Consider the following 26724-nt stretch of genomic DNA (forward strand, 5'->3'; position numbering starts at 1 on the left):
CCCCCTGCCCGGCACTCGCGACGCCGGCAGGGGGCGACGGGATCACGACGGGGAACCGCAAACCATGATGAGATTCGAGCTGGAAAACGAGGAGGGACTGCGGCTGCGCGGTCTCGCATACGGGGCCACCCTCACCTCCCTCACCCTGCCGGTGGCGGGAGAGCGGCGGGAGGTGCTGCTGGGCTGCGCCGACGAGGCCTACCTCACCCAGCAGGTATGGCTGGGGGCTGTGGCGGGGCGCTTTGCCAACCGCATCGGCGGCGCCCGCCTTGAGCGGGAAGGCCAGTGCTGGACGCTGGACGCCAACCAGGGGGCCAACTGCCTGCACGGCGGGCGCGACGGGTTCCATCGCCGCACCTGGCAGATCAAGGAGCAGGAGGCGGACAGGGTCAAGCTGGCGCTCCTCTCCCGGGCGGGGGATCAGGGCTTTCCCGGCAATCTGAGGGTGAGCCTGGAGTATCGGCTGGAGCAGTGCGATCTGGTGGTCGACTTCTGCGCCAGCACGGACGCCCCCAGCCCGGTCAGCCTCACCAGCCACGCCTACTTCAACCTGGATGGCGGTGGCGACATCCGCCACCACACCATCAGCCTCGACGCCGACCGCTACCTGCCCACGGATGACCAGAGCCTGCCGCTGGCCATCGCCCCGGTGGAAGGCCCCTTCGATCTGCGCGCCCCCCGCCCCATCGGCCAGGCGTGGCTGGACCACCCCCAGCAGCAGTTGGCCAAGGGGTACGATCACGCATTTCTGCTCAACAACAGCGATTTTGAGCCTAATGATGAGCCGTTTGGTGGGTCAAATCAGCCATGGGCCGCCCGGGTGATCTCGGGGGATGGCAAGCTGGCGATGGCGGTCTACACCAACCAGCCCTCCCTGCAGTTCTACAGCGGCAACTGCCTGACCGGCACACCGGATCGTCAGGGCCGACCCTACCGGGATTACGACGGCTTCTGCCTGGAGGCCCAGCAATTGCCCGACAGCCCGAACCGGCCCGCCCTCGGCGATCCCTGGTTGCTGCCGGGGCAGCGTTATCGCCACCAGACCCGCTATCGCTTTATTCCTGCCCCCTGACAGCCCCGCTCGGGCAGACGAAGGCGCCCGGGCGCGCCGCCACGTCATGGCGGCCCCGGCCCCGATGGCACCACCGAATCAGCCGGAGTGAGGCCCGCCGCAAGGTCCGTCGCTCCTCATTGCACATCAGCCAAGGAACCGCACCGTGATGGATGACAACTACCTCGCCGCCCCCGACCGCTACCAGCGCCAGCCCTACCGACCGGCGGGCCGCCACGGCCTGCGCCTGCCCGGCATCGGTCTGGGCCTTTGGCACAACTTCGGCGCCGGGAGCGATCCCGCCACCGCGAAGGCCATGGTGCATCAGGCGTTCGATCTGGGGATCACCCACTTCGATCTCGCCAACAACTACGGGCCGCCGCCGGGATCTGCCGAACTGACCTTCGGCACGCTGCTCAAGAGGAGCCTGGCTCCCTATCGGGATGAACTCATCATCGCCAGCAAGGCGGGCTACGTGATGTGGGACGGCCCCTACGGCGATGGCGGCAGCGCCAAGTACCTCTTCGCCAGCCTGCACCAGAGCCTGCGCCGGCTCGGCCTCGACTACGTGGACATCTTCTATCACCACAGGCCGGATCCCCGCACCCCGCTCGAGGAGACCTGCCAGGCCCTGGCCCTGATGGTGCGCCAGGGCAAGGCGCTCTACATCGGCCTCTCCAACTACCCGGCACCGCTCGCGGCCAAGGCTGCCGCCCGGCTGGCGGAGCTCGGCACCCCCTGCCTGGTCAACCAGCTCAAATACTCCCTGTTCCAACGCGATATTGAGCCCGACACCCTGCCGGCCTGCCGGGAGCACGGCATGGGGGTGGTCGCCTTCTCGCCCCTGGCGGGGGGGCTGCTGAGCGATCGCTACCTGGCGGGCATTCCCGCGGATTCCCGCGCCGCCAGTGCCAGCCCCTTCCTCACGGCGGACCAGATCACCGAGGAGAAGCTCGCCACCGTCCGCGCCCTGCATGCACTGGCCCTGCAACGGGGTCAGTCCCTGTCGCAACTCGCACTGCAATGGGTGCTGCGCGACCCCGTGGTGAGCTGCGCCCTGATCGGCGCCAGCCATCCCCAACAGATAACGAGCGCCGTCGACGCCCTGGGGCAGCCCCCCCTAGACGATGATCTTCAACAGAAAATCCTGTCCATACTGTCCTGACAGCACAAAGAGATCATAAAACAGAGGTCAACAGGCGTGACTGACCTGTCAGAACGTGACGGGGCAGTCATGGCTTCTGACAGCATGCGGCAAGCCGCGCCCTGCATGGTCCGCCAGCGCCCTTTCCCGGCCGGAACAGGGCGCTGAAATCCCCAATATTCACTGGTTGCCCGCGCGATTTTCCGCCATCATTGGCCGCCCCGACCCGTTCGGGGTTGATTTTATCCAGACCCCATAACCAAGAGATCTGCACCATGACCGAATCCTACGCCCTGTTCGTCGCCTTTGTGCTGGGCATAGTGGAAGGCCTGACCGAGTTCCTCCCCGTCTCCTCCACCGGCCACATGATCATCGTCGGCCACCTCCTCGGGTTTGAAGGACCCAAGGCCGCCACCTTCGAGGTGGTGATCCAGCTCGGCTCCATACTGGCAGTGGTCGTCATGTTCTGGCGCCGCCTGTTCGGACTCATCGGCATTCACTTCGGTCAGAAACCGACCCCGGGCCACGCGACCCTCTCCCTGGTGCACGTCATCCTCGGCATGCTGCCCGCCGTGGTCGTCGGGCTGGCTATCCACAGCTGGATCAAGGCCAATCTGTTCGGGCCGGAAACCGTGATGTATGCCCTGGTGGCCGGCGGCATCCTGCTCATCATCGCCGAAAAGTTCCGCCCCGCCGTGACCGCGGAGACCCTGGACGACATCAGCTACAAGCAGGCCTTCGGCATCGGCCTGTTCCAGTGCCTGGCACTCTGGCCCGGCTTCTCCCGCTCCGGCGCCACCATCAGCGGCGGCATGCTGATGGGCATCAGCCGCCACGCGGCAGCGGAATTCTCCTTCATCATGGCGGTGCCCATGATGATCGCGGCCAGCGGCCTGGATCTCTACAAGAGCCGCGATTTCCTCTCCATGGCGGACTTCCCCATGTTTGCGGTGGGCTTCGTCACCGCCTTCGTGGTGGCCATGGTCGCCATCAAGACCTTCCTGGCGCTGATCCGTCGTCTCGACTTCATCCCGTTCGCCATCTACCGCTTCCTGCTGGCCTTCGTCGTCTACCTGGTCTTCGTGGCCTGATGGGCTTCGCCGCCAAGCAACACAAAAGGGACCCGAGGGTCCCTTTTTTCATGCCGTGATACCGCCTCAGTCGCGCGGCAGCCCGCGATCACCGGGCAGCCGTGACCCAACTCAATAGAGGTGCTGGCTGATGCCGTTGAGCAGCCGTGACAACCCCTTGGTGAACTGCACGGGGGCATCCTGCACCGTGTAGCAGAGGCAGCCGTCCGGGGTACGGGGGCTGTGGGCGTGGCTGGCATCGCGCCAGATGAAATCCCCCGCCTGATAGCGGGTGTCGCCATCCTCGATGGTGCCCGCCAGCAGCAGGGTCAGCTCATATCCCTTGTGGGTGTGCTCGGGGATCCGCCCCCCCGCCTCGATGTGGAGCAGGTTGGCCCGCGCCCCCATCTCGTCCAGGGGCAGGCTGACCTGACGGATGGCCCCGAGATGACGCCACCTGGGGGCATGATGCCGTGCCAATGCCCGCGGCAGCCGGTAACTGTGACCCGCCACCCTGAGCTCTGGCCTCGAGCTTTCGGGAAGGGCGAGCGCCGCCTCCGTCGCCACCGGCTGTTGCAGTATGCCCGCCAGCATGGCATCGAATCCGGCGGGCAGCGCCTCGTCCGGCGCGTCAGGGGCGAGATGCTGGCACGCCAGCGCCTCTTCAAATTCCTTCACCCGGGCGGCGCACTCGGGGCAGAACTCGCAATGGGCGGAGACACCGACGGCCAGCGGCAGGGGCAGCTCGTCGGCGGCGAAGGCGCGCAGCATGGGTTCAGTCGGATGGGTCTTAATCATGGCCTTGCTCCACTTGTTCCTTCAGTTTCTGTAGTGCCAGCCGCAGCCGGGACTTGATGGTGCCAAGGGGCACGCCGAGTCGGTCGGCCAGCTCCTGCTGGGAGAGCTCCTGCAGGTAGATGCCGCGCACCACCTGCTGCTGCGGCTCCGGCAGCGTGGCGACATAGTGGGCCATCTGGCGGGTCAGCACCGCGTCTTCACCGCCGCTCAGGTGCTCCTCTTCGGCCCGGAATTCCAGCAGCGGCCAGATCTCCTCGGCGCAGAGCTCCTCCTTGCTGGCGCGGCGGCGGCGCAGCATGTCAAAGCTCTGGTTGCGCATCACTGTGTAGATCCAGGTGGTGGCGGCGCCCTTGTCGGGGTGATAGAGCCGTGCCTTCTGCCAGACCAGCAGCATGGTCTCCTGCACCAGTTCCATGGCGTTGGCTTCGCTGCCGAGGTGGCGCAGCCCGTAGCTGCGGATGCGCGGCGCGAAGTGGTGGAACAGGGTGGCGAAGGCAGCCTTGTCGGCCCGCTCGGCCACCCGGACCAGCAAAGATGTGAGGTCGCCGTCTGGGTTGTCCATGGGGGGCGATGTCCTGCGTGGAGCCGATTGTGGTTGGCCAGTATATGCCATTGCGCCATCCCTCGCGTGTGGTGTTCACCCCCAATACGGTGAGCGAGGAAAAAGGATCACCGGGAAGGGGAATTCAATGGCTCGCGACCAGCAGACCGCTCAGCAGGGAGAGGGTGGGCTGGTTGTCCTTGGCCGCCACCAGCCACTGTTTTTGTTCCACCGGGATGGGCAGCACCTCCAGCCAGCGCTGGGCGACCCAGCTCGCATCCTCCCAGTCCGGCTCCGGATAGAGGGCCGCGTACTCCGGATAGTCGTTGAACACGTCCTGCAACGCCTTGGCCAGGGAGTGCTGATCCGCCTGGAGCCTGCCGCTCTGCCAGGGGGGCAGGGGCTCCACCTCGCCGACCCGCAGACCGTCCTCTTCCTGCCAGAGATCCGTGATGCGCACCCGCTCCACCCCGAGCACCGTGATGCCGAGCAAACCATCGGGCAGCAGATCGAAATCGATGATGCGCACCCGGGTGGCGATGGGGTACATGTTGCGCAGCGCGTCGGGCTGGCGGGGGTCCAGCATGCAGAGCGCGAACTCCCGCTCCCGGGACTCGGCGATCATGCGCTGGTATCTGGGCTCGAAGATGCGCAGCGGCATGATGCCGCCCGGCAGCAGGTGAGCGGAGAGTGGAAACAGTACCAGTGTCATGGGAATCATCCTCCAACGGCGTCCTCAAAGGATACGACCGCCACGGGAAGCGGGATCATTCAGATCGAATCGGTATAAATAACCCTGTCATAATCAGGGGAAAATAGCCTGGACAAGCCGTTTCGTTATGCAGTAGAAATGGATAACCACCACTTACCCAAATCAATATCCTGCAATGTGGTGGAAAACGCAGTGAAATATCCGCCACACCTACGGGTGCGGGCCGTTCCTATAGTTTTCTCGGCCCGATGCGGGTAAAATTCACGCCCTTATCCAGTCAGTCACTTTTCGACGCGCAACCTCGGTGGTCAGTTATGAAAGAGCATATTCATCATCTACTTGAACAAACGGTAGCCAATCTCAAGTCCGCAGGCGTCCTGCCCGCCGACCTGGAAGCCCGGGTGCAAGTAGACCGATGCAAGGAGAAGGCTCACGGCGACCTGGCCACCAACCTGGCCATGCTGCTGGCCAAACCGGCCCGCAAGAATCCCCGCGAGCTGGCCGCTGCCATCATCGAGCACCTGCCCGCCTCCGATCTGATCGCCAAGGTCGAGATCGCCGGCCCCGGCTTCATCAACTTCTTCTTCGACCCGAGCTGGCTGGCCGGTCAGGTGGAAGCCATGGTGACCTCCGACAACGCCAACGTGAAGCTGCCGGCGCCGCAGACCGTGGTGGTGGACTACTCCGCCCCCAACGTGGCCAAGGAGATGGCGGTGCACCACATCCGCTCCACCGTGCTCGGTGACGTGGCCGCCCGCGCCCTCGAATTCCTGGGCCACAAGGTGGTGCGTGCCAACCACATCGGCGACTGGGGCACCCAGTTCGGCATGCTGATCGCCTATCTGGAGAAGATGGCCAACGAGCACGCCTCCGACATGGAGCTCAAGGACCTGGAAGCCTTCTACACCCAGGCCAAGCGTCACTACGACGAAGACGAAGCCTTCGCCGAGCGCGCCCGCAACTACGTGGTGAAACTGCAAGGTGGCGATGAGTACTGCCGCACCATGTGGAAGAAGCTGGTCGACATGACCATGGAGCAGAACCAGCGCAACTACGACCGTCTGAACATCTCCCTGTCCAACAAGGACATCATGGGCGAGTCCATGTACAACGACATGCTGCCGCAGATCGTTGCCGACCTGAAAGCCAAGGGGCTGGCAGTCGAGAGCGAAGGGGCCACCGTGGTCTTCCTGGACGAGTTCAAGAACAAGGATGGCGAGCCCATGGGCGTCATCATCCAGAAGAGCGACGGCGGTTTCCTCTACACCACCACCGACATCGCCTGCGCCAAATACCGTTACGAGAACCTGGGCGCCGACCGGGTCATGTACTTCATCGACTCCCGTCAGCACCAGCACCTGATGCAGGCCTGGACCATCACCCGCAAGGCGGGCTATGTGCCGGAGTCCGTGCCCCTCGAGCACCACGCCTTCGGCATGATGCTGGGCAAGGACGGCCGTCCCTACAAGACCCGCTCCGGCGGCACCGTCAAGCTGGTTGACCTGCTGAACGAAGCGGAAGAGCGCGCCAGCGCCCTGCTGGAGAGCCGCAACAGCGACCTCTCTGCCGAAGAGAAGGCCCAGGTGGTGCACGCCATCGCCATGGGCGCGGTCAAGTATGCGGATCTCTCCAAGAACCGCACCACCGACTACATCTTCGACTGGGATCTGATGCTGTCGTTTGAAGGCAACACCGCCCCCTACCTGCAATACGCCTACACCCGTATCCAGTCCATCTTCCGCAAGGCCGGCGTCGATGCCGATACCCTGAGCGGCAAGGTGGTCCTGAGCGAAGATGCCGAAGAGACCCTGGCCCAGAAGCTGATCCAGTTCTCCGACGCGGTCAACGGCGTGGCGGACAAGGGGATGCCGCACCTGCTCTGTACCTATCTGTACGAGCTCTCCGGCAACTTCATGACCTTCTACGAAGCCTGCCCGATCAACAAGGACGGCGTGGACGAAGCGACCCGCCAGAGCCGTCTGCTGCTGTGCGCCGCCACCGCCAAGGTGCTCAAGCTGGGCCTGGGCGTGCTGGGCATCCACACCCTGGAGCGCATGTAATAGATGGCGACCCGGGATTACGTCGGCAACAGCCCGAGACGACGGGCGGGTGGCCGTAACATCAAGAAAGCGGCCCCTCGCCGCTTTCCTGTTATCCCGGCACTGCTGGCCGGGGCCCTGGTCGTCGGTTTCGGCGCCTTCCTCTACCTCATCAACGGCAAGGGCGCCGATGCCCCCACCATCGAAGAGCAGGTGAAGGCCAACAAACCCAAGGCACAGGGCAATACCCTGCCCCAGGAGAAGTGGAGCTACATCGAGCGGCTGGAGAACAAGCAGGTGGACATCATAGAGCCGCCGCCCCAGCCGGGCGTGCTGCCGCCCCCGCCTGCCGAGACCATGACCCTGCAACCGGAGAAGCTGCCCAAGCCGGTCGCGACCGACATTCCCCAGCCGGGAACCCCCATCGGTCAGGTGAAGCCCTATCAGCCGCAACCGGTGCAGCCGACCAAGCCGGCGACCGGCGCCCCGGTCGCCAGCGCCCGGGAGCAGGTGATCGACCAGAAGGCCGAGCGTGAGCGGATGGAGCGGGAGATCCGCGCCGAACTTGAGCGGGAGCGTGCCGAGGCCGCCAGGGCCAAGGCGGCGACCCAGACTGCCCAGACCGCAGCCGCCGACGGCGGTCGCTACATGATGCAGTGTGCCGCCCTGCGCTCCCAGGATTCCGCAGAATCCCTCAAGGCGCGCATCGCCTTCACCGCCGGGCTCTCTTCAAGCCTGCAGGTGGTGAACGGGGCCGGTGGCGCCGTCTACAAGGTGATGGTGGGCCCCTTCAACGGCAAGGCGGCGGCCGATGCGGCCAACCGCAAGCTGCAGGGCTCGGGCATCAGCGGCTGCATCCCCAAGAAGGGGTGATCGCCGCGTTCATGCACAGGGCCGGGTGGCAACACCCGGCCCTGTTTCTTTTGGCGCCATCCCGCGCCCACCCGATCCCTCCTCCGCGATCCGTGCTCGGCACAGGCTTGAAAAGCCGTTTTGCCATCCCCATCTTTTCCTCCATGCACAGTCAGGCCGTCATTCGGCTCAAGCGAGGTAAGTAAAGTGACTACCATAGTTTCAGTTCGCCGCAACGGTCAGGTCGTCATCGGTGGCGATGGCCAGGTTTCTCTTGGCAACACCGTCATGAAGGGCAACGCCCGCAAGGTTCATCGCCTCTACAACGGCAAGGTACTGGCTGGTTTCGCCGGCGGCACCGCCGACGCCTTCACCCTGCTCGAGCGCTTCGAAGCCAAACTGCAGGCCCATCAGGGCAACCTGGAGCGCGCCGCCGTGGCGCTGGCCAAGGACTGGCGCACCGATCGCGCCCTGCGCCGCCTCGAGGCGCTGCTGGCCGTCGCCGACGAGCACAAATCCTTCATCATCACCGGCAACGGTGACGTGGTGCAGCCGGAGCACGATCTCATCGCCATCGGCAGCGGCGGCAACTTCGCCCAGTCCGCCGCCATCGCCCTGCTGGAGAACACCGAGCTCGACGCCAAGAGCATTGTCGAGAAGTCCCTCAAGATTGCGGGCGACATCTGCGTCTTCACCAACGGCAACCACACCATCGAAGTGCTGGATTATTCAGCTAAATAAGCCGGCGAAATAGGGCCGCCAAATAAGGCCGCCAGCCAAACCCCATTTTCCAAGGGGTGGGCCCTGCCCGCCCCGGATACAGGAACGCCATCATGTCCGAGATGACCCCGAGAGAAATCGTCCACGAGCTGGACAGACACATCATTGGTCAGGCCGACGCCAAGCGCGCGGTCGCCGTCGCCCTGCGCAACCGCTGGCGCCGGATGCAGCTCTCCGAGGAGATGCGCCACGAAGTGACCCCGAAGAACATCCTGATGATCGGCCCGACCGGCGTCGGCAAGACCGAGATCGCCCGTCGCCTGGCCAAGCTGGCCAACGCCCCCTTCATCAAGGTGGAAGCGACCAAGTTCACCGAAGTGGGCTATGTGGGCAAGGAAGTGGACAGCATCATCCGCGATCTGACCGATGTCGCCATCAAGCTGGTGCGCGAGACCGAGATGGAGAAGATGAAATACCGCGCCGAGGAAGCCGCCGAAGAGCGCATCCTCGACGCCCTGCTGCCCAACCCGCGCAACAGCTGGGGTGAGGAAGAGAAAGCCGACAACTCCAACACCCGCCAGATTTTCCGCAAGAAACTGCGGGAAGGTCAGCTGGATGACAAGGAGATCGAGCTGGAGCTCGCCGCCTCCCCCATGGGTGTCGAAATCATGACCCCGCCGGGCATGGAAGAGATGGCCAACCAGTTGCAGGGGCTGTTCCAGAACCTGGGCCAGAACCAGAAGAAGAAGCGCAAGATCAAGGTCAAGGAGGCCATGAAGGCGCTGATCGAAGAGGAAGCAGCCCGCCTGGTCAACCCGGAAGAGCTGAAGCAGAAGGCCATCGCCTCCGTCGAGAACAACGGCATCGTCTTCCTCGACGAGATCGACAAGATCTGCAAGCGCGGCGAGAGCTCGGGCCCGGACGTTTCCCGTGAAGGGGTTCAGCGCGACCTGCTGCCGCTGGTCGAGGGCTGCACCGTCAACACCAAGCACGGCATGGTCAAGACCGATCACATCCTGTTTGTCGCCTCCGGTGCCTTCCAGATCGCCAAGCCATCCGACCTCATCCCCGAGCTGCAGGGCCGTCTGCCGATCCGGGTCGAGCTGACCGCCCTGACCACCGAAGACTTCGAGCGCATCCTGACCGAGCCGAACGCCTCCCTGACCGATCAGTACAAGGCGCTGATGGCCACCGAAGGGGTCAACATCGAGTTCACCCAGGATGGTATCCGCCGTCTGGCCGAAGCGGCCTGGCAGGTCAACGAGCGCACCGAGAACATCGGCGCCCGTCGTCTGCACACCGTGATGGAGCGGCTGATGGAAGACATCTCCTATGACGCCTCCGAGAAGTCAGGCGAGACCTTCGTCATCAACACCGACTACGTCAACGCCCACCTCGGCAAGCTGATTGAAGATGAGGATCTGAGCCGCTTCATTCTGTAACCGGTTGATCGATAACGAGGAGCTGAGCGGTTTACTATCCTGCTCAACCCCATAGCAAGACGCCTCCCCTGTGGAGGCGTCTTCGTTTTCAGCGTTCTCCCGACTCGCAGCCGTCCCGGGCCACATCACCCTGCACGGCACGCTCCCCCCTTCCCGCCAGCCAGAGCGCGCTCATCAGCAGCAAGGCCGTCAGGGCGAAGGTGGCCCGGGTGGCAAACGCCAGCTCGTCCGCCGTCGCGAGGGCGAGATCGGGCCGCCCCGCCAGGGCGGCGAACAGGCCCCCCAGCCCCGCCGCCCCCGTCAGCTGGCCCAGGTTGCGCGACAGGGTCAGCAGCCCGGCCACTGCGCCACGGCTCGCCCCCTCCGCCTCCCCCACCACGGCGCTGTTGTTGGCGGTCTGGAACAGGGCATAACCGGCGGTGAGCAGCAGGATGGGCAGCAGGTAGCCGAGGGGCCCGAACGCCCTGTCCAGCAAGGCCAGCAAGACGGCGGCCACCACCATGAGCCCCCACCCTGTCCACCAGCCAGCCGGCGGGCATGCCGGACAGCGCCGCCAGCAGCGGGCCCATGGAGATCATCAGCCCCACCGTCCCCATGTCGAGGGCAAAGGCGCCGTGCAGGTAGAAAGGACCGATCAGCAGCGTCGCCACCATGACGCTGGCCACCAGCGCACTGGCGATGATCCCGCCTCTTTGCCTGGACGCCCCCAGCAACGCCAGGGGCAGCAGGGGGCGACGGGCACCCGAGTCGGCACGCACGAAGAGCGCCATGGCGACGAGCGCCCCTATCCCCGGCCAGGCTCCGAGCGGGCTGCCCCGGGTCAGTGCCAGCCCGTAGCAGAGCAGCGCCGTCACCAGCAGCAACAGACTGGTGAGCGGGAGGCTTCCCTCGGCAGAGCCCGCCTCATCCCGGGGCAGATCCCGCCAGGCACACCCCAGCGCCAGCAACGCCAGGGGGAGCAGCAGCAGGAAGGGTGCCTGCCAGCCAAATCCGCCGATCAACAGGCCGCCGAAGGAGGGGCCGAGCGCCGTGCCGCAGGCCGACAGGGTGCCGAGCAATCCCATGCTCCAGCCCCGTCGGGCTGGCGGCACCAGCTCTCCTGCCATGGCCAGCGAGAGCACCAGCATGCAGGCCGCACCCGCCCCTTGCAGGGTGCGAGCTGCAATGAGCCAGCTGATGGAAGGGGCCAGGGCGCACAGCAGGGAAGCCAGCGCAAAGACCCCGGTCCCCCAGAGCAGCAGGCGACGCCGCCCCAGACGATCCCCGAGCCGGCCCGCCACCACCGTCAGACTGGTGATCCCAAGCAGGTAGGCCACCAGCACCCATTGCAGGCTGGCGAAGGGCACGCCGAAGTCCTGCCCCAGGGCAGGCAGCACCAGGTTGGCCATGCTGCCCGCCAGCATGGGCAGCAGGGTGGCGAGCCCGAGCCCCGCGAGACCAAGACGGCGCGTCACGGGAGGGGGAACAAGAAGTGGTGTGGACATGGCAGTCTCTCCGGCAAGTGATGATGCACTCAGGCTAGCGGGGGAGATGACAAGGCGGAAGACGCACGGATTGCAGCTTATAGTTGCATCAGACGCCATATGAAGAGACGGCAACTCGCGTATCATGAAGGGGTCGGCCCGTCAGGCGCCGCCTGCGAGGAGACGACCATGACCCCGGATTTCAACCTGCTGATCACCCTGGATGCCCTGCTGGAAGAGGGCAGTGTGGCGGGCGCCGCCAGACGGCTAGGCCTGAGTGCTTCCGCCATGAGCCGGGCCCTGGCAAGGCTGCGGGATACCACGGGGGATCCGCTGCTGGTGCGGGCGGGACGCGGCCTGATCCCCACACCCCGGGCGCAGATCCTGCGGGATGAGGTTGCCCGCCTGGTTCAGGAGACCCGGGCCGTGCTGCGCCCCCAGCAGGAAGTAGACCCGGCGAGCCTGGAGCGCACCTTCCGCCTGCGATCCAGTGACGGCTTCGTGGAGGCGGTGGGCCCCGCCCTGCTGGCGCGCCTCGCCGTCGAGGCCCCCGGGGTGCGGCTGCACTTTCTGGCCAAACCCGACAAGGAGAGCGGCCCCCTGCGCCGTGGCGAGCTGGACTTCGAGACCGGGGTGATCGGCGCCACCACGGCCCCTGAGCTGCGCACCCAGGCCCTGTTCCAGGACCACTTCGTCGCCGTGGTGCACCCGGACCACCCCCTCTGCGACGGCACCCTGACCGTGGTGCGCTATGCCGCCGCGCGCCACGTGCTGGTCTCCCGCCGGGGCCAGCCTCACAGCCCCATCGACGAGATCCTCGCAGGCCAGGGGAAAAGACGCACCATCACCACCCTGGTACCCGGGTTTGCGACGGCGCTGGCCCTGGTCAGGGAGAGCAATCTGGTGGCGACGGTGCCGCACCTGCACTGCGCCAGCCTGCTCGGCGATCTGGTCACCCTGCCCCTGCCCTTCGCTCTGCCAGGGATCCGGGTCGCCCTGCTCTGGCACCCCAGTCAGGATGCCGATCCGGGCCACCGCTGGCTGCGCGCCCTGATACGGGACACCTGTGCCCGGCCCCCCTATCACACCGGGACCACCGACACCCCCTGATCCGGGTCAGGCAGCTCCCGGCTCCATCACCAGCCTCTTGTGGCCCGGGCACCCGCACCCGGGGCCTGAAGCGCCTGTCACCACCCCGTCACACCGACATGCCTGTGGCTTGGGCACAAGTGGTGGATCCTTCCCCCTGCCGGACGGGGATCACTGCCCCTCAGAGCGGGGCGGATCACATTGCGGGCAAAAAGATCCTGCCGCCCGCTTCCGCATTTTTTATATGGTCGTATAATTGCGTACAAAATGCATACACCAGGAGCGCCAGCCAGATGCACCCCACCCGTCAGAAACTGCTCGATACCGGCCTCGCCATCGCCACCGAGAAGGGGCTGCGCGGCCTCACGGTGCGCGAGCTGGCGGCGGCGGCCGAGGTGAACCTCGGCTCCTTCGTCTACCACTTCGGCAACCGCGACGCCTTTATCGACGAGCTGGTGGAGCTCTGGTACGCCCCCCTCTATGACGAGCTCAAGGCGGTGGCAGCCAAAGGCTCCTACCCCTCTGCCATCGCCATGTTCGAGGCCACCATGGAGGCGCTGATCGGGCTGGTGGCCCGCCAGCGCGGCTTCATCAACCACCTGTTTGGCGATGCGCTGGCGGGGGAAGGGGCGGCCCAGCGCTTTCTGCTCAGCCTGCCGCGCCGCCATCCCCTGCTGCTGATCGAACAGGTACGGATGGCACAGGCGGAAGGGTCGCTGGTCGCCGGTCACCCGCTCCAGCTGATGATCTTCATCATGGGGTCGGTCGGCCTGCCGCTGGTGATCGCCGGCAGTGGTCGCCAGCTCGGCTGGCTGCCCGAACAGGCCGCCCCCTTTCTCAGCCAGATAGACAACCCCGAGGCCGCCAGACAACGGCTGGTATGGGCCCTGCGCGGCCTGCGCTCCACCGACATCAAGGAAGGAGAAACGGCATGAAACAACCCATCGCCATCATCCCTATGGCAGCTCTGCTGCTGGCCGTTCTCGGTGGTGACCTCTGGTGGCAGACCCATCCTCAAGGAGAAGCAGCATGAAACAACGCATTGCAATCGTGGCCCTGCTGCTAACCGTTATCGGTGGCTACCTCTGGTGGCAGGGGCGCCCGGCCGACGGCTCCATCCTCTACGGCAACGTCGACATTCGCAACGTCAATCTGGCCTTTCGGGTCGGCGGCCGCGTCGATCAGGTACTGGTCGATGAGGGAGATAGCGTAAAAGCCGGTCAACTGCTGGCCCGCCTGGATCCGGCGCCCCTCACCCACAGCCGCGACAGCGCCTTGGCCAATCTGGCTGCGCTCACTGCCGCCAACGCCTTGATCCACAAAGGCTATCGCAGCGAAGAGACCGACCGCGCCCGGGCCGCACTGGCCGCCGCAGACGCCGCTGCGCTGGAGGCCGACCAGCAGTGGCGCCGCCAGAGCGCATTGGCCGCCACCGGCGCCATCTCCCGCGGTCAGCTCGATACCGCCCGCTCCCAGCGGGATCAGACCCAGGCGCAGGTGCGCTCGGCACGCGAACAGCTCGCCCAGCTCGAAACCGGCTACCGCCCGGAAGAGATTGCCCAGTCCGATGCCCAGCTGGAAGGGGCCAAAGCGGCGCTCGCCAGTGCCGAGCTGGCGCTGGCGGATGCCAGCCTGACCGCCCCCAGCGACGGCATCATCATCAGCCGCGCCATCGAGAACGGCAGCATGGTGCAGAGCGGAGCGACCGCCTTCAACCTCTCCCTGACCGCGCCGGTCTGGGTGCGCGCCTATGTGGAGGAGCCCTGGCTCGGCCACTTCCCGAGCGGCGCCAGGGTGACCCTCACCACCGACTCGCGGCCGGACAAGCCCTATCACGGAGTAGTGGGATTTGTCTCGCCCACCGCCGAGTTCACTCCGAAATCGGTGGAAACGCCGGATCTTCGCACCCACCTCGTCTACCGGCTGCGCATCGTGGTACAGGATCCCGACCCGGCCCTGCGCCAAGGGATGCCGGTCACCGTCAGGCTGGCCCCATGAGCTGCGCCATCTCCCTCGAGGGGCTCACCAAACGCTTTGGCGATCGGGTCGCCCTCAACGCCATCTCGGCCACCATTCCGGCTGGCGGCATCACCGGGCTGGTCGGCCCCGACGGCGCGGGCAAGAGCACTTTGCTGCGCCTGCTGGCCGGTCTGCTGATCCCCGAAGCGGGCACCATCCGGGTGCTGGGGCTGGACCCGGTGAGCGAGGGGGATCTGCTGCGTCAGCGCCTCGGCTACATGCCCCAGCAGTTCGGCCTCTACGAGGATCTCAGCGTGCTGGAGAACCTCACCCTCTACGCTGACTTGCGCGGCGTACTGGAGCCCGAACGCACGCCCACCTTCGCGCGGCTGCTCGCTTTCACCGATCTCGCCCGCTTCACCGCAAGGCCGGCGGGCAAGCTCTCTGGCGGGATGAAGCAGAAACTCGGGCTGGCCTGCGCCCTGCTCGGCACCCCGGATGTGCTGCTGCTCGACGAACCCGGGGTCGGAGTCGATCCCATATCCCGCCGCGCCCTCTGGCAGATGGTGCGCGAGCTGGCAAAAGGGGGGATGACGGTGCTCTGGAGTACCGCCTATCTCGATGAGGCGGAGCTGTGCGACCACGTGCTGCTGATGGCGGATGGCGAGGTGCGCACCAGCGGCACGCCAGCCGATCTGATGGGGGCCATGGCCAGCCGCTGCTGGCTGCTGGAGGCGGGGCAACTGGATGGCCGCGAGCGGCGCGCCCTGCTGCGCCGGGCACTGGCTCACCAGGCGGTGATGGATGGCGCGGTGGCGGGGGAGCAGGTTCGCCTGCTGCTGCACCCGGGCATGACGCCCCCGCCGCTCCCGGAGCTGCAATTGGCCAACGGCGCCTTTCAACCGGCCCAGCCCCGGCTGGAGGATGCCTTTATCGACCTGCTCGGCGGCGGCCCCGGCGGGGAGTCGAGTCTGGCGGCCGGGATGCGGGAAGCCGAACTGCCGCAGGGGGTCTCCCCCGAGGCGGTGATCGAGGCGCGCCACCTCACCAAACGCTTCGGCGATTTCGCCGCCACCGATGATGTCAGCTTTGCGGTGCGCCGCGGCGAGATCTTCGGCCTGCTCGGCCCCAACGGGGCGGGCAAGTCCACCACCTTCAAGATGGAGTGCGGCCTGCTGCGCCCGAGCGAGGGACAGGCGCTGGTGACCGGCATCGATCTGGCCCACAGCCCCTCGGCGGCACGCCAGCGCCTCGGCTACATGGCGCAGAAGTTCTCCCTCTACAAGCAGCTCACCGTGGCCCAGAACCTCTCCTTCTTCGCCGGTATCTACGGCCTGTTCGGCCGCCACCAGCAGACGCGGATCGACGCCATGGTGACTGCCTTTGCCCTCGCCCCCTGGCTCGATCAGAAGGCGGAATCCCTGCCGCTCGGCCTGCGCCAGCGCTTGTCGCTGGCCTGCGCCCTGCTGCACGAGCCGCCGCTGCTGTTTCTCGACGAGCCCACCTCCGGGGTCGATCCGGTGACCCGGCGCGAGTTCTGGTCGCACATCAACGCGCTGGCCGACCACGGCGTCACCGTGCTGGTCACCACCCACTTTATGGATGAGGCGGAGTATTGCGACCGCATTGCCCTCATCTATCGCGGCAAGCTGCTGGCCCTCGGCACCCCGGACGATCTCAAGGGGCTGGCCGCCAAAGAGGCGGCGACCTCTTTGCCAACCGGCTCCTTGCCGACCTGTTCTTTGCCAACAATGGAAGAGGCCTTCATCACCCTGGTCGAGCGGGCCAGCGAGGAGGACGCATGAGCATCAACCGTCGACGACTGCTGGCCCTGTGTCGCAAGGAGTCGCTGCAAATCGTCCGTGACCCGAGCAGCATCCTCATCGCCTTCATCATGCCAGTGGTGCTGCTGGTGGTGATGGGTTACGCCATCAATCTCGATGTGGACCATCTGCGCCTCGGCATCTGGCGCACCGACAGCGGCGCCCCGGCGGTGCGGCTGGAGCAGGCCCTGCGCGGCTCTACCGCGCTGGAGATCCACAGCGGCCCGAGCAAGGCGTCCCTGCTCGCCAGTCTGGCCCGTGGCGAGATCCGCGGCCTGCTGGTGATCGATGACGGCTTCTCCCGCGCGCTGGCCGGTCAGGGCAACGGCACGCCGCAGGCGCTGCTGCTGACCGACGGCTCCGAGCCCAACACCGCCAACTTCGTCACCAACTATGTGCAGGGGATCTGGCAGGGGTGGCTCGCTGGCGAGGGGGTCGCCATGCCAGTGTCGATAGAGAGCCGCGCCTGGTTCAACCCGGCACTGGTGAGTCGCAACTTTCTGGTGCCGGGCTCCATTGCGGTGGTGATGACCATCATAGGGGCCCTGCTCACCTCGCTGGTGGTGGCGCGGGAGTGGGAGCGCGGCACCATGGAGGCGCTGCTCGCCACCCCTGTCACCAAGGGGGAGCTGCTGCTCTCCAAGCTGCTGCCCTACTATGGCCTTGGCATCATCGCTATGCTGCTCTGCCTGCTCTTCTCGGTGGCGGTAATGGGCGTGCCGTGGCGCGGCTCCCTGCTGCTGCTCTTTCTGGTCACCAGCGTCTTTCTCGGCAGCGCCCTCGGACTCGGGCTGTTTCTCTCCACCGTGATGCGCAGCCAGTTCAACGCCGCGCAGGCAGCGCTGATCGCCGCCTTTCTGCCCGCCGTGATGCTGTCGGGCTTCGTGTTCGAGATCGCCAGCATGCCGCCGCTGCTGCGAGCCATCACCCACCTCATTCCGGCCCGCTACTTCGCGAGCTCCCTGCAGACCCTCTATCAGGCGGGCAGCGTCTTCTCGATCCTGTTGGTCAACGGTTTCTGTCTGCTGCTGCTGGCCGGTTTCTGGCTGGCCCTGACCGCCCGCAAGACGCGGCGCACTCTGGAGTAACCCATGCTGATCCGACTCTGGTGGCTGATCCGAAAAGAGCTGCAGGCCCTGATGGGCAATACTCAGGGGCGCTTTCTGCTCATCATGCCGGTGCTGCTGCAGACCGCCCTCTTCCCGTTCGCCGCCACTCTGGAGGTGACCGGCAACACGCTGGCCATCTACAACCAGGATGGCGGCGCCCAGAGCCGCGAGCTGCTGGAGCGCCTCACCCATATGCCCGCCTTCACCACCATCATTCCGGTGCAGGGCGAGGCGGGCATGACCGAGGCCATCACCGGGCAGCAGGCGCTGCTCGGGCTGATTATTCCGGGGGATTTTTCGCGCCGATTGGCGCGGGGCGAACCGGCCAAGGTGCAGCTGATTATCGATGGCCGCCGCTCCAACGGCGGTCAGGTAGCGGCGGGCTACATCAGTCAGGTGATCGCTCGCTGGCAAAGTGAGGGCAAGGGGCAACCCGAGCTGGCAGTACGCAACCTCTACAACCCCAACGTCGAGTTCCACTGGCATATCCTGCCGGCGCTGGTGGCCATCATCACCACCACCGGCTGTCTTATCGTCACCGCCCTCTCAGTCGCGCGGGAGCGGGAAGAGGGCACCTTCGATCAGCTGCTGGTCTCGCCCCTCACCGCAGGCTGGATCATGGCGGGCAAGGCGGTGCCCGGCATCATGGTGGCGGTGGGGCAAGGATGCATAGTCGCGCTGGCCGCCCGTTTTGTCTTTCACCTCCCCTTTGCCGGCAGCCTCAGCCTGCTGATGGCGGGCATGGTCTGCTACGGGCTGGCACTGGCCGGGATCGGGCTCTTCATCTCCTCGTTCTGCTCGACCCAGCAGCAGGCCTTTCTCGGGGTCTTCTCCTTCACCGTCCCGGCGGTGATCCTCTCGGGCTACATCTCGCCGGTGGAGAACATGCCGCAGGTGTTCCAGTGGCTGGCGGCCATCGACCCCCTCACCCACTTCATCGTGCTGCTCAAGGGGGTCTTCCTCAAGGGGTTTGACTGGTCGGCCGCCTGGCCCCTGCTCTGGCCGCTGCTCGCCATCGCCGGCGTCACCCTGTCGCTGGCGCTCGCCATGTTCCGCCGCCATATTGCCTGACGCGCCACCTTGTTCAGCTGATGCCCATTGATACCGGTCTCGCCCAGTGCGAGACCGGCCTTTTCCCGCCAGAAGTTTTCACTCCCCGGCCGTGGGTAAACCAGGCTTACCCTCCCCCCCTCACTCCAAGCCAGCGCAGAAACCATCAACTGGTATACCCATTTATGTATAGCTTTGAATTATCAGGAATTACCCCTGAGGGGATATATAAATAGACACTTGATTTGCATCAATCGTCTGCCCCTGCCGACTGGGTAGCCTAGCCTCAGAATGATGTTTTATTACTCCAAACTTGAGGCAACTATGAGCAAAGTCAGACTGGTCGTTGTGGGCAACGGCATGGTGGGGCACCGCTTCATCGAAGAGCTGATCGAGCGGGCCGATCCGGGCCGCTACGAGATCACCGTCTTCGGTGCAGAACCCCGTCCCGCCTACGATCGTGTCCATCTCTCCTCCTACTTCTCCCATCACACCAGCGAAGATCTCTCCCTCGTCAAACCCGGCTTCTACGACAAGCACGGCATCCGCCTGCTGCTCGGCGAAGCGGTGAAAAAAATCGACAGGGCCAACCGCGAAGTGCACTCCAACAAGGGCACTGTGGTCGGGTACGACAAGCTGGTGCTGGCCACCGGCTCCTACCCCTGGGTGCCGCCCATTGCGGGCAGTCAGCACCACGAGTGCTTCGTCTATCGCACCATCGAGGATCTGAAAGCCATCCGCAGCGCCGCCAAGAGCGGCAAGAGCGGGGTGGTGATCGGGGGCGGTCTGCTTGGCCTCGAAGCCGCCGGTGCCCTCAAGGCGCTGGGTCTCGAGACCCACGTGGTGGAGTTTGCTCCTGTGCTGATGGCCGAGCAGCTCGACGGTCAGGGCGGCCAGCTGCTGCGCCGCAAGATTGAATCCATGGGCGTGCAGGTACACACCAGCAAGAGCACCAGCGAGATCCTGATGCATGGCGGCGAGCAGGCGAAGCACCGCCTCGCCTTCGCTGACGGCAGCCAGCTTGAAGTGGATGTGGTGGTCTTCTCCACCGGCATTCGCCCGCAAGATACCCTCGGCCGCTACGGTGATCTCGCCATCGCCGAGCGCGGCGGCATCGTCATCGACGATCACTGCCTCACCTCCGACCCCGACATCTATGCCATCGGCGAGTGCGCCGCCTGGCAGGGCCGCTTCTTCGGGCTGGTGGCGCCGGGCTACAAGATGGCCCAGATCACCGTCGACCATCTGCTCGGCGGCGACAGCCGCTTCGAAGGGGCGGACATGAGCGCCAAGCTCAAGCTGCTCGGCGTCTCCGTCGGCTCCATCGGTGATGCCCATGGCCGCACCCCGGGCAGCCACAGCTATGTTTTCCAGGACGACCAGGCCGGCGTCTACAAGAAGATCTTGGTGAGCGAGGACAACAGCCGATTGCTCGGCGCCGTGCTGGTGGGTGACGTGGAAGATTACGGCAACCTGCTGCAGATGATGCTAAATGCCCTGCCGCTGCCGAGCCACCCGGACACCCTGATCCTGCCTGCCTACGCCGGTGCCAAGCCGACCCTGGGGGTGGATGCCCTGCCGGAAAGCGCCCAGATCTGCTCCTGCTTCGACGTCTCCAAGGGCGACATCGCCAAGGCGGTGGCCGAGGGTCACACCACCCTTGCCGCCATCAAGCAGCACACCAAGGCCGGTACCGGCTGCGGCGGCTGCGTGCCGCTCATCAGTCAGGTGCTCAACGCCGAACTGGTGAAGCAGGGCATCGAGGTCAACAACCACCTCTGCGCCCACTTCCCCCACTCCCGTCAGGAGCTGTTCCACCTGGTCAAGGTGGAGGGGATCAAGAGCTTCGACGAGCTGCTGGCCAAGCACGGTCAGGGCTATGGCTGCGAGGTGTGCAAACCGACCGTCGGCTCCATCCTCGCCTCCTGCTGGAACGAGCATGTGCTGAGCCCGCGCAACATCCCGCTGCAGGACACCAACGATATCTTCCTCGGCAACATGCAGAAGGACGGCAGCTACTCCGTCATCCCGCGCATGGCCGGTGGCGAAGTGACTCCGGAAGGGCTGCTGGCGGTGGCCGAAGTCGCCCGCGACTACAAGCTCTACACCAAGATCACCGGCGCCCAGCGCATCGGCCTGTTCGGGGCCCAGAAGGATGATCTGCCCGCCATCTGGCGCAAGCTGCTGGCGGCCGGATTCGAAACAGGTCAGGCCTACGCCAAGGCACTGCGCATGGCCAAGACCTGCGTCGGCAGCACCTGGTGCCGCTTCGGCGTGCAGGACAGCGTTGGCCTCGGGGTCTTCCTCGAGAACCGCTACAAGGGGATTCGCACCCCGCACAAGATGAAGTTCGGCGTCTCCGGCTGTACCCGCGAATGTGCGGAAGCCCAGGGCAAGGACGTCGGCATCATCGCCACCGATGCTGGCTGGAACCTCTATGTGGGCGGCAACGGCGGCATGAAGCCGCGCCACGCCGACCTGCTGGCGTCTGACCTCGACCGCGAGACCCTGATCAAGCTGATCGACCGCTTCATGATGTTCTACGTCACCAGCGCCGACAAACTGCAGCGCACCTCGGTCTGGCTCGGCAATCTGGAAGGGGGCGTCGACTACCTGCGCGAAGTGATCGTCGACGACAAGCTGGGACTGGCCGAGACGCTGGAACGCGATATCCAGACCCTCATCGACAGTTACGAGTGCGAATGGTCGCGCACCCTCAACGAAGAGGAAGCGCTCAAGCGTTTCAGCCACTTCATCAACAGCGACAAGCGCGATCCGGACGTCCAGTTCGTCGCCGAGCGCGACCAGCACAGACCCGCCACTCCGGCCGAGCGCATCCCCGTCTACCAGATCGAGGTGGAAACCAAATGATGAAATTCGCCTGCCAACTCAACGACATCCTGCCGGGCACCGGCGTCTGCGCTCTGATCGAGGGTCGTCAGATCGCTCTGTTCCGCCCGAGCGCGGCCGCCGAGGTGTTCGCCATCGACAACCGGGATCCCTTCTTCGCCGCCAATGTGCTGTCGCGGGGCCTGATCTGCGAACACGACGGCGAACTCTGGGTCGCCAGTCCGCTCAAGAAGCAGCGCTTTCGCCTGAGCGACGGCCACTGTTTCGACAATCCTGCGGTGTCGGTGCAGAGCTACCCCGTTGAAGTGCGCGACCAGCAGGTCTGGGTCGCCGTCTAACACCAGACCCCACCCCGGCCCTCCCCTTCACAGGGGAGGGAGCAAAAAGCCCCTCCCCCTTGACAAGGGGGAGGCAGGGAGGGGGTTAAAAAACAGTCAGGGCTGCCCGCGGGCGGCCCTCTTGAAGGAAGCAAAGATGTATACCGAAACCATCAACAAGTGCGCCGCCAACGCGGCCCGCATCAACCGCTTCGAGCGCAGCGACAAGCTCGGCTTCTGGCTCAGCTCCGCCATGGCGGGGGCCTATGTGGGCCTCGGCATCATCCTCATCTTCACCCTCGGCAATCTGGTGGATCCCGCCATCCGGCCGCTGGTGATGGGGGCCACCTTCGGCATCGCCCTGACCCTGGTGATCATCGCTGGCTCCGAGCTGTTTACCGGCCACACCATGTTCCTCACCTTCGGGGTGAAGACCGGCAAGATCACCATGGCCGACCTGCTGCGTATCCTGCCGCAGACCTGGGCCGGCAACCTGATTGGCTCCGTCGTGGTGGCGCTCATCTACTCCTACGGCGGCAGCCTGCTGCCGGACGCAGGCAGCCTGGCCCACAAGGTGGCGCTGGCCAAGACCCAGGCCCCGGCGATGACCCTGTTTATGAAGGGGATCCTCTGCAACTGGCTGGTCTGCCTCGCCATCTGGATGGCGCTGCGCACCGAGGGTGCCGCCAGGTTCATCGCGATCTGGTGGTGCCTGCTCGCCTTTATCGCCTCCGGCTACGAGCACTCCATCGCCAACATGACCCTGTTCGCCCTCTCCTGGTTTGGCGCCCACTCGGAGGCCTATACCCTGAGCGGCATCGGCCACAACCTGCTGTGGGTGACCCTGGGCAACACCGTCTCCGGCGCCCTCTTCATGGGCCTCGGCTACTGGTATGCCACCCCCAAGGCCGAGCGCCCGGTCGCGGTGAGCGAGACCACCACCACTGCCAGCCAGACCCAAACCGCCTGATCAGGAGGCCCCATGGACTACTTGCCCATCTTTTGCCGACTCGACAACAAACCCGTGCTGCTGGTCGGCGGCGGCGAGGTAGCAGAGCGCAAGGCGCGCCTGCTGCTGGATGCCGGTGCCCAGCTCACCGTGGTCGCGCCCGAGCTCGACCCCGAGCTGGCGGAACTGGCTGCCAGCGGCAGCATCGAGTGGCTGGCCGGTGAATTCGCGCCGCAGCAACTGACGGGCAAGTGGCTGGTGGTGGCCGCCACCGATCGGCGCGAGGTGAACGCACTGGTCTACCAGAGCGCCAATCAGGCGCGGATCTTTGCCAACGTCGTGGATGACCCGAAACGCTCCAGCTTCATCATGCCGTCGCTCATCGATCGCTCGCCGCTGATGGTGGCCATCTCCTCCGGCGGCAAGGCCCCGGTGCTGGCCCGCTTGCTGCGGGAAAAACTCGAGGCCCTGCTGCCGCAACATCTGGGGGCCGTGGCGACCTTCGCCGGCAGCCTGCGGGAGCGGGTCAAGGCGCGCTTCGCCAGCATGGGAGAACGGCGCCGCTTCTGGGAACGGCTGCTCGGGGCGGATCGGCTCGGGCAGGCGCTGGCCCGCGGTGATAGTGCCTCTGCCAATCAGCTGGCCGACAGCCTGTTTGCCGACGAAAGCCAGACCGCTGGCGAGGTGGTACTGGTGGGAGCTGGCCCCGGCGATCCGGGTCTGCTCACCCTGCACGCCCTGCGCCAGATGCAGCAGGCGGACGTGGTGGTCTATGACCGGCTGGTCTCGGACGAGGTGATGGCGCTGGTGCGCCGCGACGCCAAACGCATCTTCGTCGGCAAGCAGGCGGGCAACCACTGCGTGCCGCAGGAGGGGATCAACCAGCTGTTGCTGGAGGAGGCTAAAAAAGGGCAGCGGGTGGTGCGGCTGAAGGGGGGTGACCCCTTTATCTTCGGCCGTGGCGGCGAGGAGCTGGAGACGCTGGTCGGCAGCGGCATCGGTTTTCAGGTGGTGCCGGGGATCACCGCTGCCAGCGGCTGTGCGGCCTACGCCGGTATTCCGCTGACCCACCGCGATCACGCCCAGAGCGTGCGTTTCGTCACCGCCCACGGCAAGGGGGGCGCTCAGGATCTCGACTGGCCGCTGCTGGCCAAAGATCGGCAAACGCTGGTCTTCTATATGGGGCTCTCCTCCTGCGCCACCATCCGCGAACAGTTGCTGACCCACGGCAAGGCGGGCAGCACCCCGGTGGCGCTGATCGAGCGAGGCACCCAGCCAAGCCAGCGGGTCATTCGCGGTACCCTCGATCAGTTGCCCGCGCTGGCGGTGGGCGTCGAGAGCCCGGCCCTCATCATGGTGGGATCTGTGGTGACCCTGGCGGACCAGCTTGCCTGGTTCGGGCAAGGAGGCGCCGCAGACGCGGCCCTGGCCTCGGCCTGATCGCTGCATCCATTCCAACGCCACCCTCGGGTGGCGTTTCTTTTTCTGCATTTACTGTCATAACCTCTTGTTTTGAGTCTGGTATCCTATGGGGACTGTCCGCCGGATCACCGAATTCAGGAATTCTGCTTCATGTCCCTCCCCCCCAAGAACAGCGCCAAACAGCGTGAACACGACAGAGCCCGCATCCTCACGCTCCTGCTGGCCGATGACGCCCTCACCGAGAGCCTGCTCGACCCGCAAGGGGAGCAGGACGCAGCGCTTCGGGACCAGACCAGCGAGCTGACCCGGCTGGTCAACAGCCTGCCCGCCGCCGATATCGCCGATGCGCTGGAGTCCCTGCCGCCGGACGAGCGCCACGTGCTGTGGCAGCAGGTGGATGCAGACAAGCACGGCCAGATCCTGGTGGAAGCGTCGGAGACGGTGTGGGACAGCCTCATCAGCGGCATGAGCGACAAGGAGCTGCTGCACGCCCTGAGCACCCTCGACATCGACGACCAGATCTACCTGGGCCAGCACCTGCCCCGCAACCTGATGGGGCGGCTGCTCACCTCCATGGCGCCGGTGGACAGGGACAAGGTGCGGGAGGTGATCCGCTACGGCAAGCACACGGTCGGCGCCATGATGGACTTCGAGCTCATCACGGTGCGGCCCGACGTGACCCTGGCCACCGTCCAGCGCTATCTGCGCCTACGCGGCCAGATCCCCGAGAACACCGACAAGCTGTTCGTCACCGATCGGCGCAACCGGCTGCAGGGGGAGCTGCCCCTCACCGCCGTGCTGCTGCACAAGCCCGAAACCCTGGTGAGCGACGCGATGGAGAAGGATCCGGTCACCTTCGATCCGGAAGACAACGACGAGGCCGCCGCCCGCACCTTCGAGCGGGACGACCTGGTCTCCGCCGCCGTGGTGGATGCCAGGGGCAAGCTGATGGGACGGCTCACCGTCGCCGAGGTGGTGGACCTGGTCTATGAGGAGAGCGACACCGACCTGCGCCGGATGGGGGGGATCAGCGAGGAAGAAGACGTGTTCGCCCCCGTCTCCAAGGCGGTCAAGACCCGCTGGGCCTGGCTCGCCATCAACCTCTGCACCGCCTTCGTGGCATCGCGGGTGATCGGCCTGTTCGAGCACACCATCTCCCAGCTGGTGGCGCTGGCGGCCCTGATGCCCATCGTCGCGGGGATCGGCGGCAACACCGGCAACCAGACCATCACCATGATAGTGCGGGCGCTGGCGCTGCAGCATATCCAGACCGGCAACGTCTCCTTCCTGCTGTGGCGCGAGCTGGGGGTGGCCCTGATCAACGGCCTGGTGTGGGGCGGCATCATGGGCATCGCCACCTTCCTGCTCTATCAGGATGCGGCGCTGGGAGGCGTGATGACGCTCGCCATGATCCTCAACCTGCTGGTGGCGGCCCTGATGGGGGTCATCATCCCCATGACCATGAGCCGGCTGGGGCGCGACCCGGCGGTAGGGGCCAGCGTGATGATCACCGCCATCACCGACACCGGCGGCTTCTTCATCTTCCTGGGGCTGGCGACCCTGTTCCTGCTCTAGGGCCCGAGGCTGACCGTCTGCGGCTCCTGCCAAGACGCGGGGCCGCTTTCGCGCAAAAACGGCATTTCCCGCCACTGGGCAAGGAATAGTCGTTGAAATGCCAACCCCACTCCTTATACTGGATCCACCTGTTTCCAGCGGTGGATCTGACACAATGGAATACAACACTTCAGAACTGTGCGACATCTATCAGGACATGGTGGATGTACTCGAACCCATGCTCTGCTCCTTCGGCGGCCGCGCCTCTTTCGGCGGCGTCATCACAACGGTCAAGTGCTTCGAATCGAACGGCCTAATCCGTGAACTGGTCAAGGAGAACGGCGTTGGTCGCGTGCTGTTGATCGACGGTGGCGGCTCCATGCGTCGTGCCCTGATCGACAGCGAGATCGCCACCACGGCGGCGGAAAATGAATGGGAAGGGATCGTCTGCTACGGTTGCGTCCGTGAGGTCGATATCCTGGAAGATCTCGACATCGGCATTCAGGCCCTGGCGGCCATTCCGGTGGGCGCCGACAGCAAGGATATCGGGGAAACCGATCTGCCGGTCAACTTCGGCGGCGTCACCTTCCTGCCGGATGACCACCTCTATGCCGATACCACAGGGGTGATCCTCTCCCCCGATGCCCTCGACATCGAGTAAGCGGAGCAGAGTGAAAATGGGAGCCCTGGCTCTAATGCCGATCAGTTAAGGATCCATTGACCGATCCTCAGGCTGTGTAAGAATCCGAAACTCCTTGTTGGGTTTCGGA

The 26724-nt window shown here is 65.5% G+C and carries 22 protein-coding genes and 1 pseudogene; 19 read left to right on the plus strand and 4 right to left on the minus strand.

Translation table 11 applies throughout. The annotated features are described in order from the left end of the window. Positions 1-4 precede the first annotated feature (4 nt). The 3 genes from OKC30_RS04805 to bacA all read left to right on the plus strand — a co-directional run bounded on the left by OKC30_RS04805 (position 5) and on the right by bacA (position 3286). Positions 5-1072, plus strand: coding sequence for a galactose-1-epimerase (locus OKC30_RS04805; protein WP_270662503.1), 1068 nt, complete (start codon positions 5-7; stop codon positions 1070-1072). A 148-nt stretch (positions 1073-1220) separates the two neighbouring features. After that, positions 1221-2216 carry an aldo/keto reductase gene (locus tag OKC30_RS04810; RefSeq protein WP_160837363.1) on the plus strand — a complete coding sequence of 332 codons (996 nt, stop codon included), beginning with the start codon at positions 1221-1223 and terminating at the stop codon, positions 2214-2216. A 254-nt stretch (positions 2217-2470) separates the two neighbouring features. Continuing rightward, positions 2471-3286 carry an undecaprenyl-diphosphate phosphatase gene (gene bacA / locus OKC30_RS04815; protein ID WP_010676024.1) on the plus strand — a complete coding sequence of 272 codons (816 nt, stop codon included), beginning with the start codon at positions 2471-2473 and terminating at the stop codon, positions 3284-3286. A 111-nt stretch (positions 3287-3397) separates the two neighbouring features. Here bacA and OKC30_RS04820 read toward each other — a convergent pair whose 3' ends face one another. The 3 genes from OKC30_RS04820 to OKC30_RS04830 all read right to left on the minus strand — a co-directional run bounded on the left by OKC30_RS04820 (position 3398) and on the right by OKC30_RS04830 (position 5316). Then, complete coding sequence (locus OKC30_RS04820) at positions 3398-4063, minus strand: ChrR family anti-sigma-E factor (RefSeq protein ID WP_160837347.1); 666 nt, start codon at positions 4061-4063, stop codon at positions 3398-3400. Then, a complete protein-coding gene (locus tag OKC30_RS04825; RefSeq protein ID WP_010676026.1) occupies positions 4056-4625 on the minus strand; it encodes a sigma-70 family RNA polymerase sigma factor in 570 nt (189 codons plus the stop codon). The genes OKC30_RS04820 and OKC30_RS04825 overlap by 8 nt, the downstream gene beginning before the upstream one ends. 124 nt (positions 4626-4749) lie before the next feature. Beyond that, positions 4750-5316 carry an LON peptidase substrate-binding domain-containing protein gene (locus OKC30_RS04830; protein ID WP_010676027.1) on the minus strand — a complete coding sequence of 189 codons (567 nt, stop codon included), beginning with the start codon at positions 5314-5316 and terminating at the stop codon, positions 4750-4752. Positions 5317-5630: 314 nt separating this feature from the next. Between OKC30_RS04830 and argS the strand changes: the two genes are divergently transcribed. From argS to hslU, 4 genes are all read left to right on the plus strand, one after another. Beyond that, on the plus strand, positions 5631-7376 hold the full coding sequence (gene argS / locus OKC30_RS04835; protein ID WP_010676028.1) for an arginine--tRNA ligase: 1746 nt from the start codon (positions 5631-5633) through the stop codon (positions 7374-7376). A gap of 3 nt (positions 7377-7379) precedes the next feature. Next, positions 7380-8228: an SPOR domain-containing protein gene (locus OKC30_RS04840; RefSeq protein ID WP_010676029.1), complete on the plus strand. Its 849-nt coding sequence runs from the start codon at positions 7380-7382 to the stop codon at positions 8226-8228. A 186-nt stretch (positions 8229-8414) separates the two neighbouring features. Next, positions 8415-8948 (plus strand): ATP-dependent protease subunit HslV, encoded by a 534-nt coding sequence (gene hslV / locus OKC30_RS04845; RefSeq protein WP_005306539.1) that lies wholly within the window; start codon positions 8415-8417, stop codon positions 8946-8948. 92 nt (positions 8949-9040) lie between these two features. Beyond that, positions 9041-10369, plus strand: coding sequence for an HslU--HslV peptidase ATPase subunit (gene hslU / locus OKC30_RS04850; protein ID WP_042005659.1), 1329 nt, complete (start codon positions 9041-9043; stop codon positions 10367-10369). Positions 10370-10457: 88 nt separating this feature from the next. On the opposite strand, the pseudogene OKC30_RS04855 reads toward hslU, so the two are convergent. Beyond that, a pseudogene (locus tag OKC30_RS04855) lies at positions 10458-11853 on the minus strand (MFS transporter). Positions 11854-12021: 168 nt separating this feature from the next. Here OKC30_RS04855 and OKC30_RS04860 point away from each other — a divergent pair. From OKC30_RS04860 to rraA, 12 genes are all read left to right on the plus strand, one after another. Then, positions 12022-12942, plus strand: a complete 921-nt coding sequence (locus OKC30_RS04860; protein ID WP_160837349.1) for a LysR family transcriptional regulator — start codon at positions 12022-12024, stop codon at positions 12940-12942. 272 nt (positions 12943-13214) lie between these two features. Next, positions 13215-13856 (plus strand): TetR/AcrR family transcriptional regulator, encoded by a 642-nt coding sequence (locus tag OKC30_RS04865; RefSeq protein ID WP_041211954.1) that lies wholly within the window; start codon positions 13215-13217, stop codon positions 13854-13856. 94 nt (positions 13857-13950) lie between these two features. Next, positions 13951-14919 (plus strand): secretion protein HlyD, encoded by a 969-nt coding sequence (hlyD, locus tag OKC30_RS04870; protein ID WP_160837351.1) that lies wholly within the window; start codon positions 13951-13953, stop codon positions 14917-14919. Beyond that, positions 14916-16685, plus strand: coding sequence for an ATP-binding cassette domain-containing protein (locus tag OKC30_RS04875; RefSeq protein ID WP_160837353.1), 1770 nt, complete (start codon positions 14916-14918; stop codon positions 16683-16685). The genes hlyD and OKC30_RS04875 overlap by 4 nt, the downstream gene beginning before the upstream one ends. Continuing rightward, complete coding sequence (locus OKC30_RS04880; RefSeq protein WP_160837355.1) at positions 16682-17791, plus strand: ABC transporter permease; 1110 nt, start codon at positions 16682-16684, stop codon at positions 17789-17791. The genes OKC30_RS04875 and OKC30_RS04880 overlap by 4 nt, the downstream gene beginning before the upstream one ends. A 3-nt stretch (positions 17792-17794) precedes the next feature. Next, a complete protein-coding gene (locus tag OKC30_RS04885) occupies positions 17795-18883 on the plus strand; it encodes an ABC transporter permease (protein ID WP_005355575.1) in 1089 nt (362 codons plus the stop codon). A gap of 303 nt (positions 18884-19186) precedes the next feature. Then, complete coding sequence (nirB, locus tag OKC30_RS04890) at positions 19187-21733, plus strand: nitrite reductase large subunit NirB (RefSeq protein WP_160837357.1); 2547 nt, start codon at positions 19187-19189, stop codon at positions 21731-21733. Beyond that, positions 21733-22050 (plus strand): nitrite reductase small subunit NirD, encoded by a 318-nt coding sequence (gene nirD / locus OKC30_RS04895; RefSeq protein WP_160837365.1) that lies wholly within the window; start codon positions 21733-21735, stop codon positions 22048-22050. The genes nirB and nirD overlap by 1 nt, the downstream gene beginning before the upstream one ends. Before the next feature lie 136 nt (positions 22051-22186). Next, entirely contained in the window at positions 22187-22999 is an 813-nt protein-coding gene (nirC, locus tag OKC30_RS04900) for a nitrite transporter NirC (RefSeq protein ID WP_160837359.1), read from the plus strand. Between the two features lie 12 nt (positions 23000-23011). Next, a complete protein-coding gene (cysG, locus tag OKC30_RS04905) occupies positions 23012-24418 on the plus strand; it encodes a siroheme synthase CysG (protein ID WP_160837361.1) in 1407 nt (468 codons plus the stop codon). Positions 24419-24550: 132 nt separating this feature from the next. Then, complete coding sequence (gene mgtE, locus OKC30_RS04910) at positions 24551-25975, plus strand: magnesium transporter (RefSeq protein ID WP_010676044.1); 1425 nt, start codon at positions 24551-24553, stop codon at positions 25973-25975. 154 nt (positions 25976-26129) lie between these two features. After that, the gene (gene rraA / locus OKC30_RS04915; RefSeq protein ID WP_010676045.1) at positions 26130-26615 is read left to right on the plus strand and encodes a ribonuclease E activity regulator RraA; all 486 of its coding nucleotides are present in this window, start codon (positions 26130-26132) and stop codon (positions 26613-26615) included. The last annotated feature ends 109 nt before the right edge of the window (positions 26616-26724 follow it).

Source organism: Aeromonas sp. QDB18, assembly GCF_027705325.1.
Lineage (GTDB): Bacteria > Pseudomonadota > Gammaproteobacteria > Enterobacterales > Aeromonadaceae > Aeromonas > Aeromonas caviae.

Bases quoted from the DNA above. Each gene is read 5' to 3' on its own strand.
- OKC30_RS04810 (WP_160837363.1), top strand. From the start codon at position 1,221: ATGGATGACAACTACCTCGCCGCCCCCGACCGCTACCAGCGCCAGCCC.
- bacA (WP_010676024.1), top strand. From the start codon at position 2,471: ATGACCGAATCCTACGCCCTGTTCGTCGCCTTTGTGCTGGGCATAGTG.
- OKC30_RS04820 (WP_160837347.1), bottom strand. From the start codon at position 4,063: ATGATTAAGACCCATCCGACTGAACCCATGCTGCGCGCCTTCGCCGCC.
- OKC30_RS04825 (WP_010676026.1), bottom strand. From the start codon at position 4,625: ATGGACAACCCAGACGGCGACCTCACATCTTTGCTGGTCCGGGTGGCC.
- OKC30_RS04830 (WP_010676027.1), bottom strand. From the start codon at position 5,316: ATGACACTGGTACTGTTTCCACTCTCCGCTCACCTGCTGCCGGGCGGC.
- argS (WP_010676028.1), top strand. From the start codon at position 5,631: ATGAAAGAGCATATTCATCATCTACTTGAACAAACGGTAGCCAATCTC.
- OKC30_RS04840 (WP_010676029.1), top strand. From the start codon at position 7,380: ATGGCGACCCGGGATTACGTCGGCAACAGCCCGAGACGACGGGCGGGT.
- hslU (WP_042005659.1), top strand. From the start codon at position 9,041: ATGTCCGAGATGACCCCGAGAGAAATCGTCCACGAGCTGGACAGACAC.
- OKC30_RS04860 (WP_160837349.1), top strand. From the start codon at position 12,022: ATGACCCCGGATTTCAACCTGCTGATCACCCTGGATGCCCTGCTGGAA.
- OKC30_RS04865 (WP_041211954.1), top strand. From the start codon at position 13,215: ATGCACCCCACCCGTCAGAAACTGCTCGATACCGGCCTCGCCATCGCC.
- hlyD (WP_160837351.1), top strand. From the start codon at position 13,951: ATGAAACAACGCATTGCAATCGTGGCCCTGCTGCTAACCGTTATCGGT.
- OKC30_RS04875 (WP_160837353.1), top strand. From the start codon at position 14,916: ATGAGCTGCGCCATCTCCCTCGAGGGGCTCACCAAACGCTTTGGCGAT.
- OKC30_RS04880 (WP_160837355.1), top strand. From the start codon at position 16,682: ATGAGCATCAACCGTCGACGACTGCTGGCCCTGTGTCGCAAGGAGTCG.
- OKC30_RS04885 (WP_005355575.1), top strand. From the start codon at position 17,795: ATGCTGATCCGACTCTGGTGGCTGATCCGAAAAGAGCTGCAGGCCCTG.
- nirB (WP_160837357.1), top strand. From the start codon at position 19,187: ATGAGCAAAGTCAGACTGGTCGTTGTGGGCAACGGCATGGTGGGGCAC.
- nirD (WP_160837365.1), top strand. From the start codon at position 21,733: ATGAAATTCGCCTGCCAACTCAACGACATCCTGCCGGGCACCGGCGTC.
- nirC (WP_160837359.1), top strand. From the start codon at position 22,187: ATGTATACCGAAACCATCAACAAGTGCGCCGCCAACGCGGCCCGCATC.
- cysG (WP_160837361.1), top strand. From the start codon at position 23,012: ATGGACTACTTGCCCATCTTTTGCCGACTCGACAACAAACCCGTGCTG.
- mgtE (WP_010676044.1), top strand. From the start codon at position 24,551: ATGTCCCTCCCCCCCAAGAACAGCGCCAAACAGCGTGAACACGACAGA.
- rraA (WP_010676045.1), top strand. From the start codon at position 26,130: ATGGAATACAACACTTCAGAACTGTGCGACATCTATCAGGACATGGTG.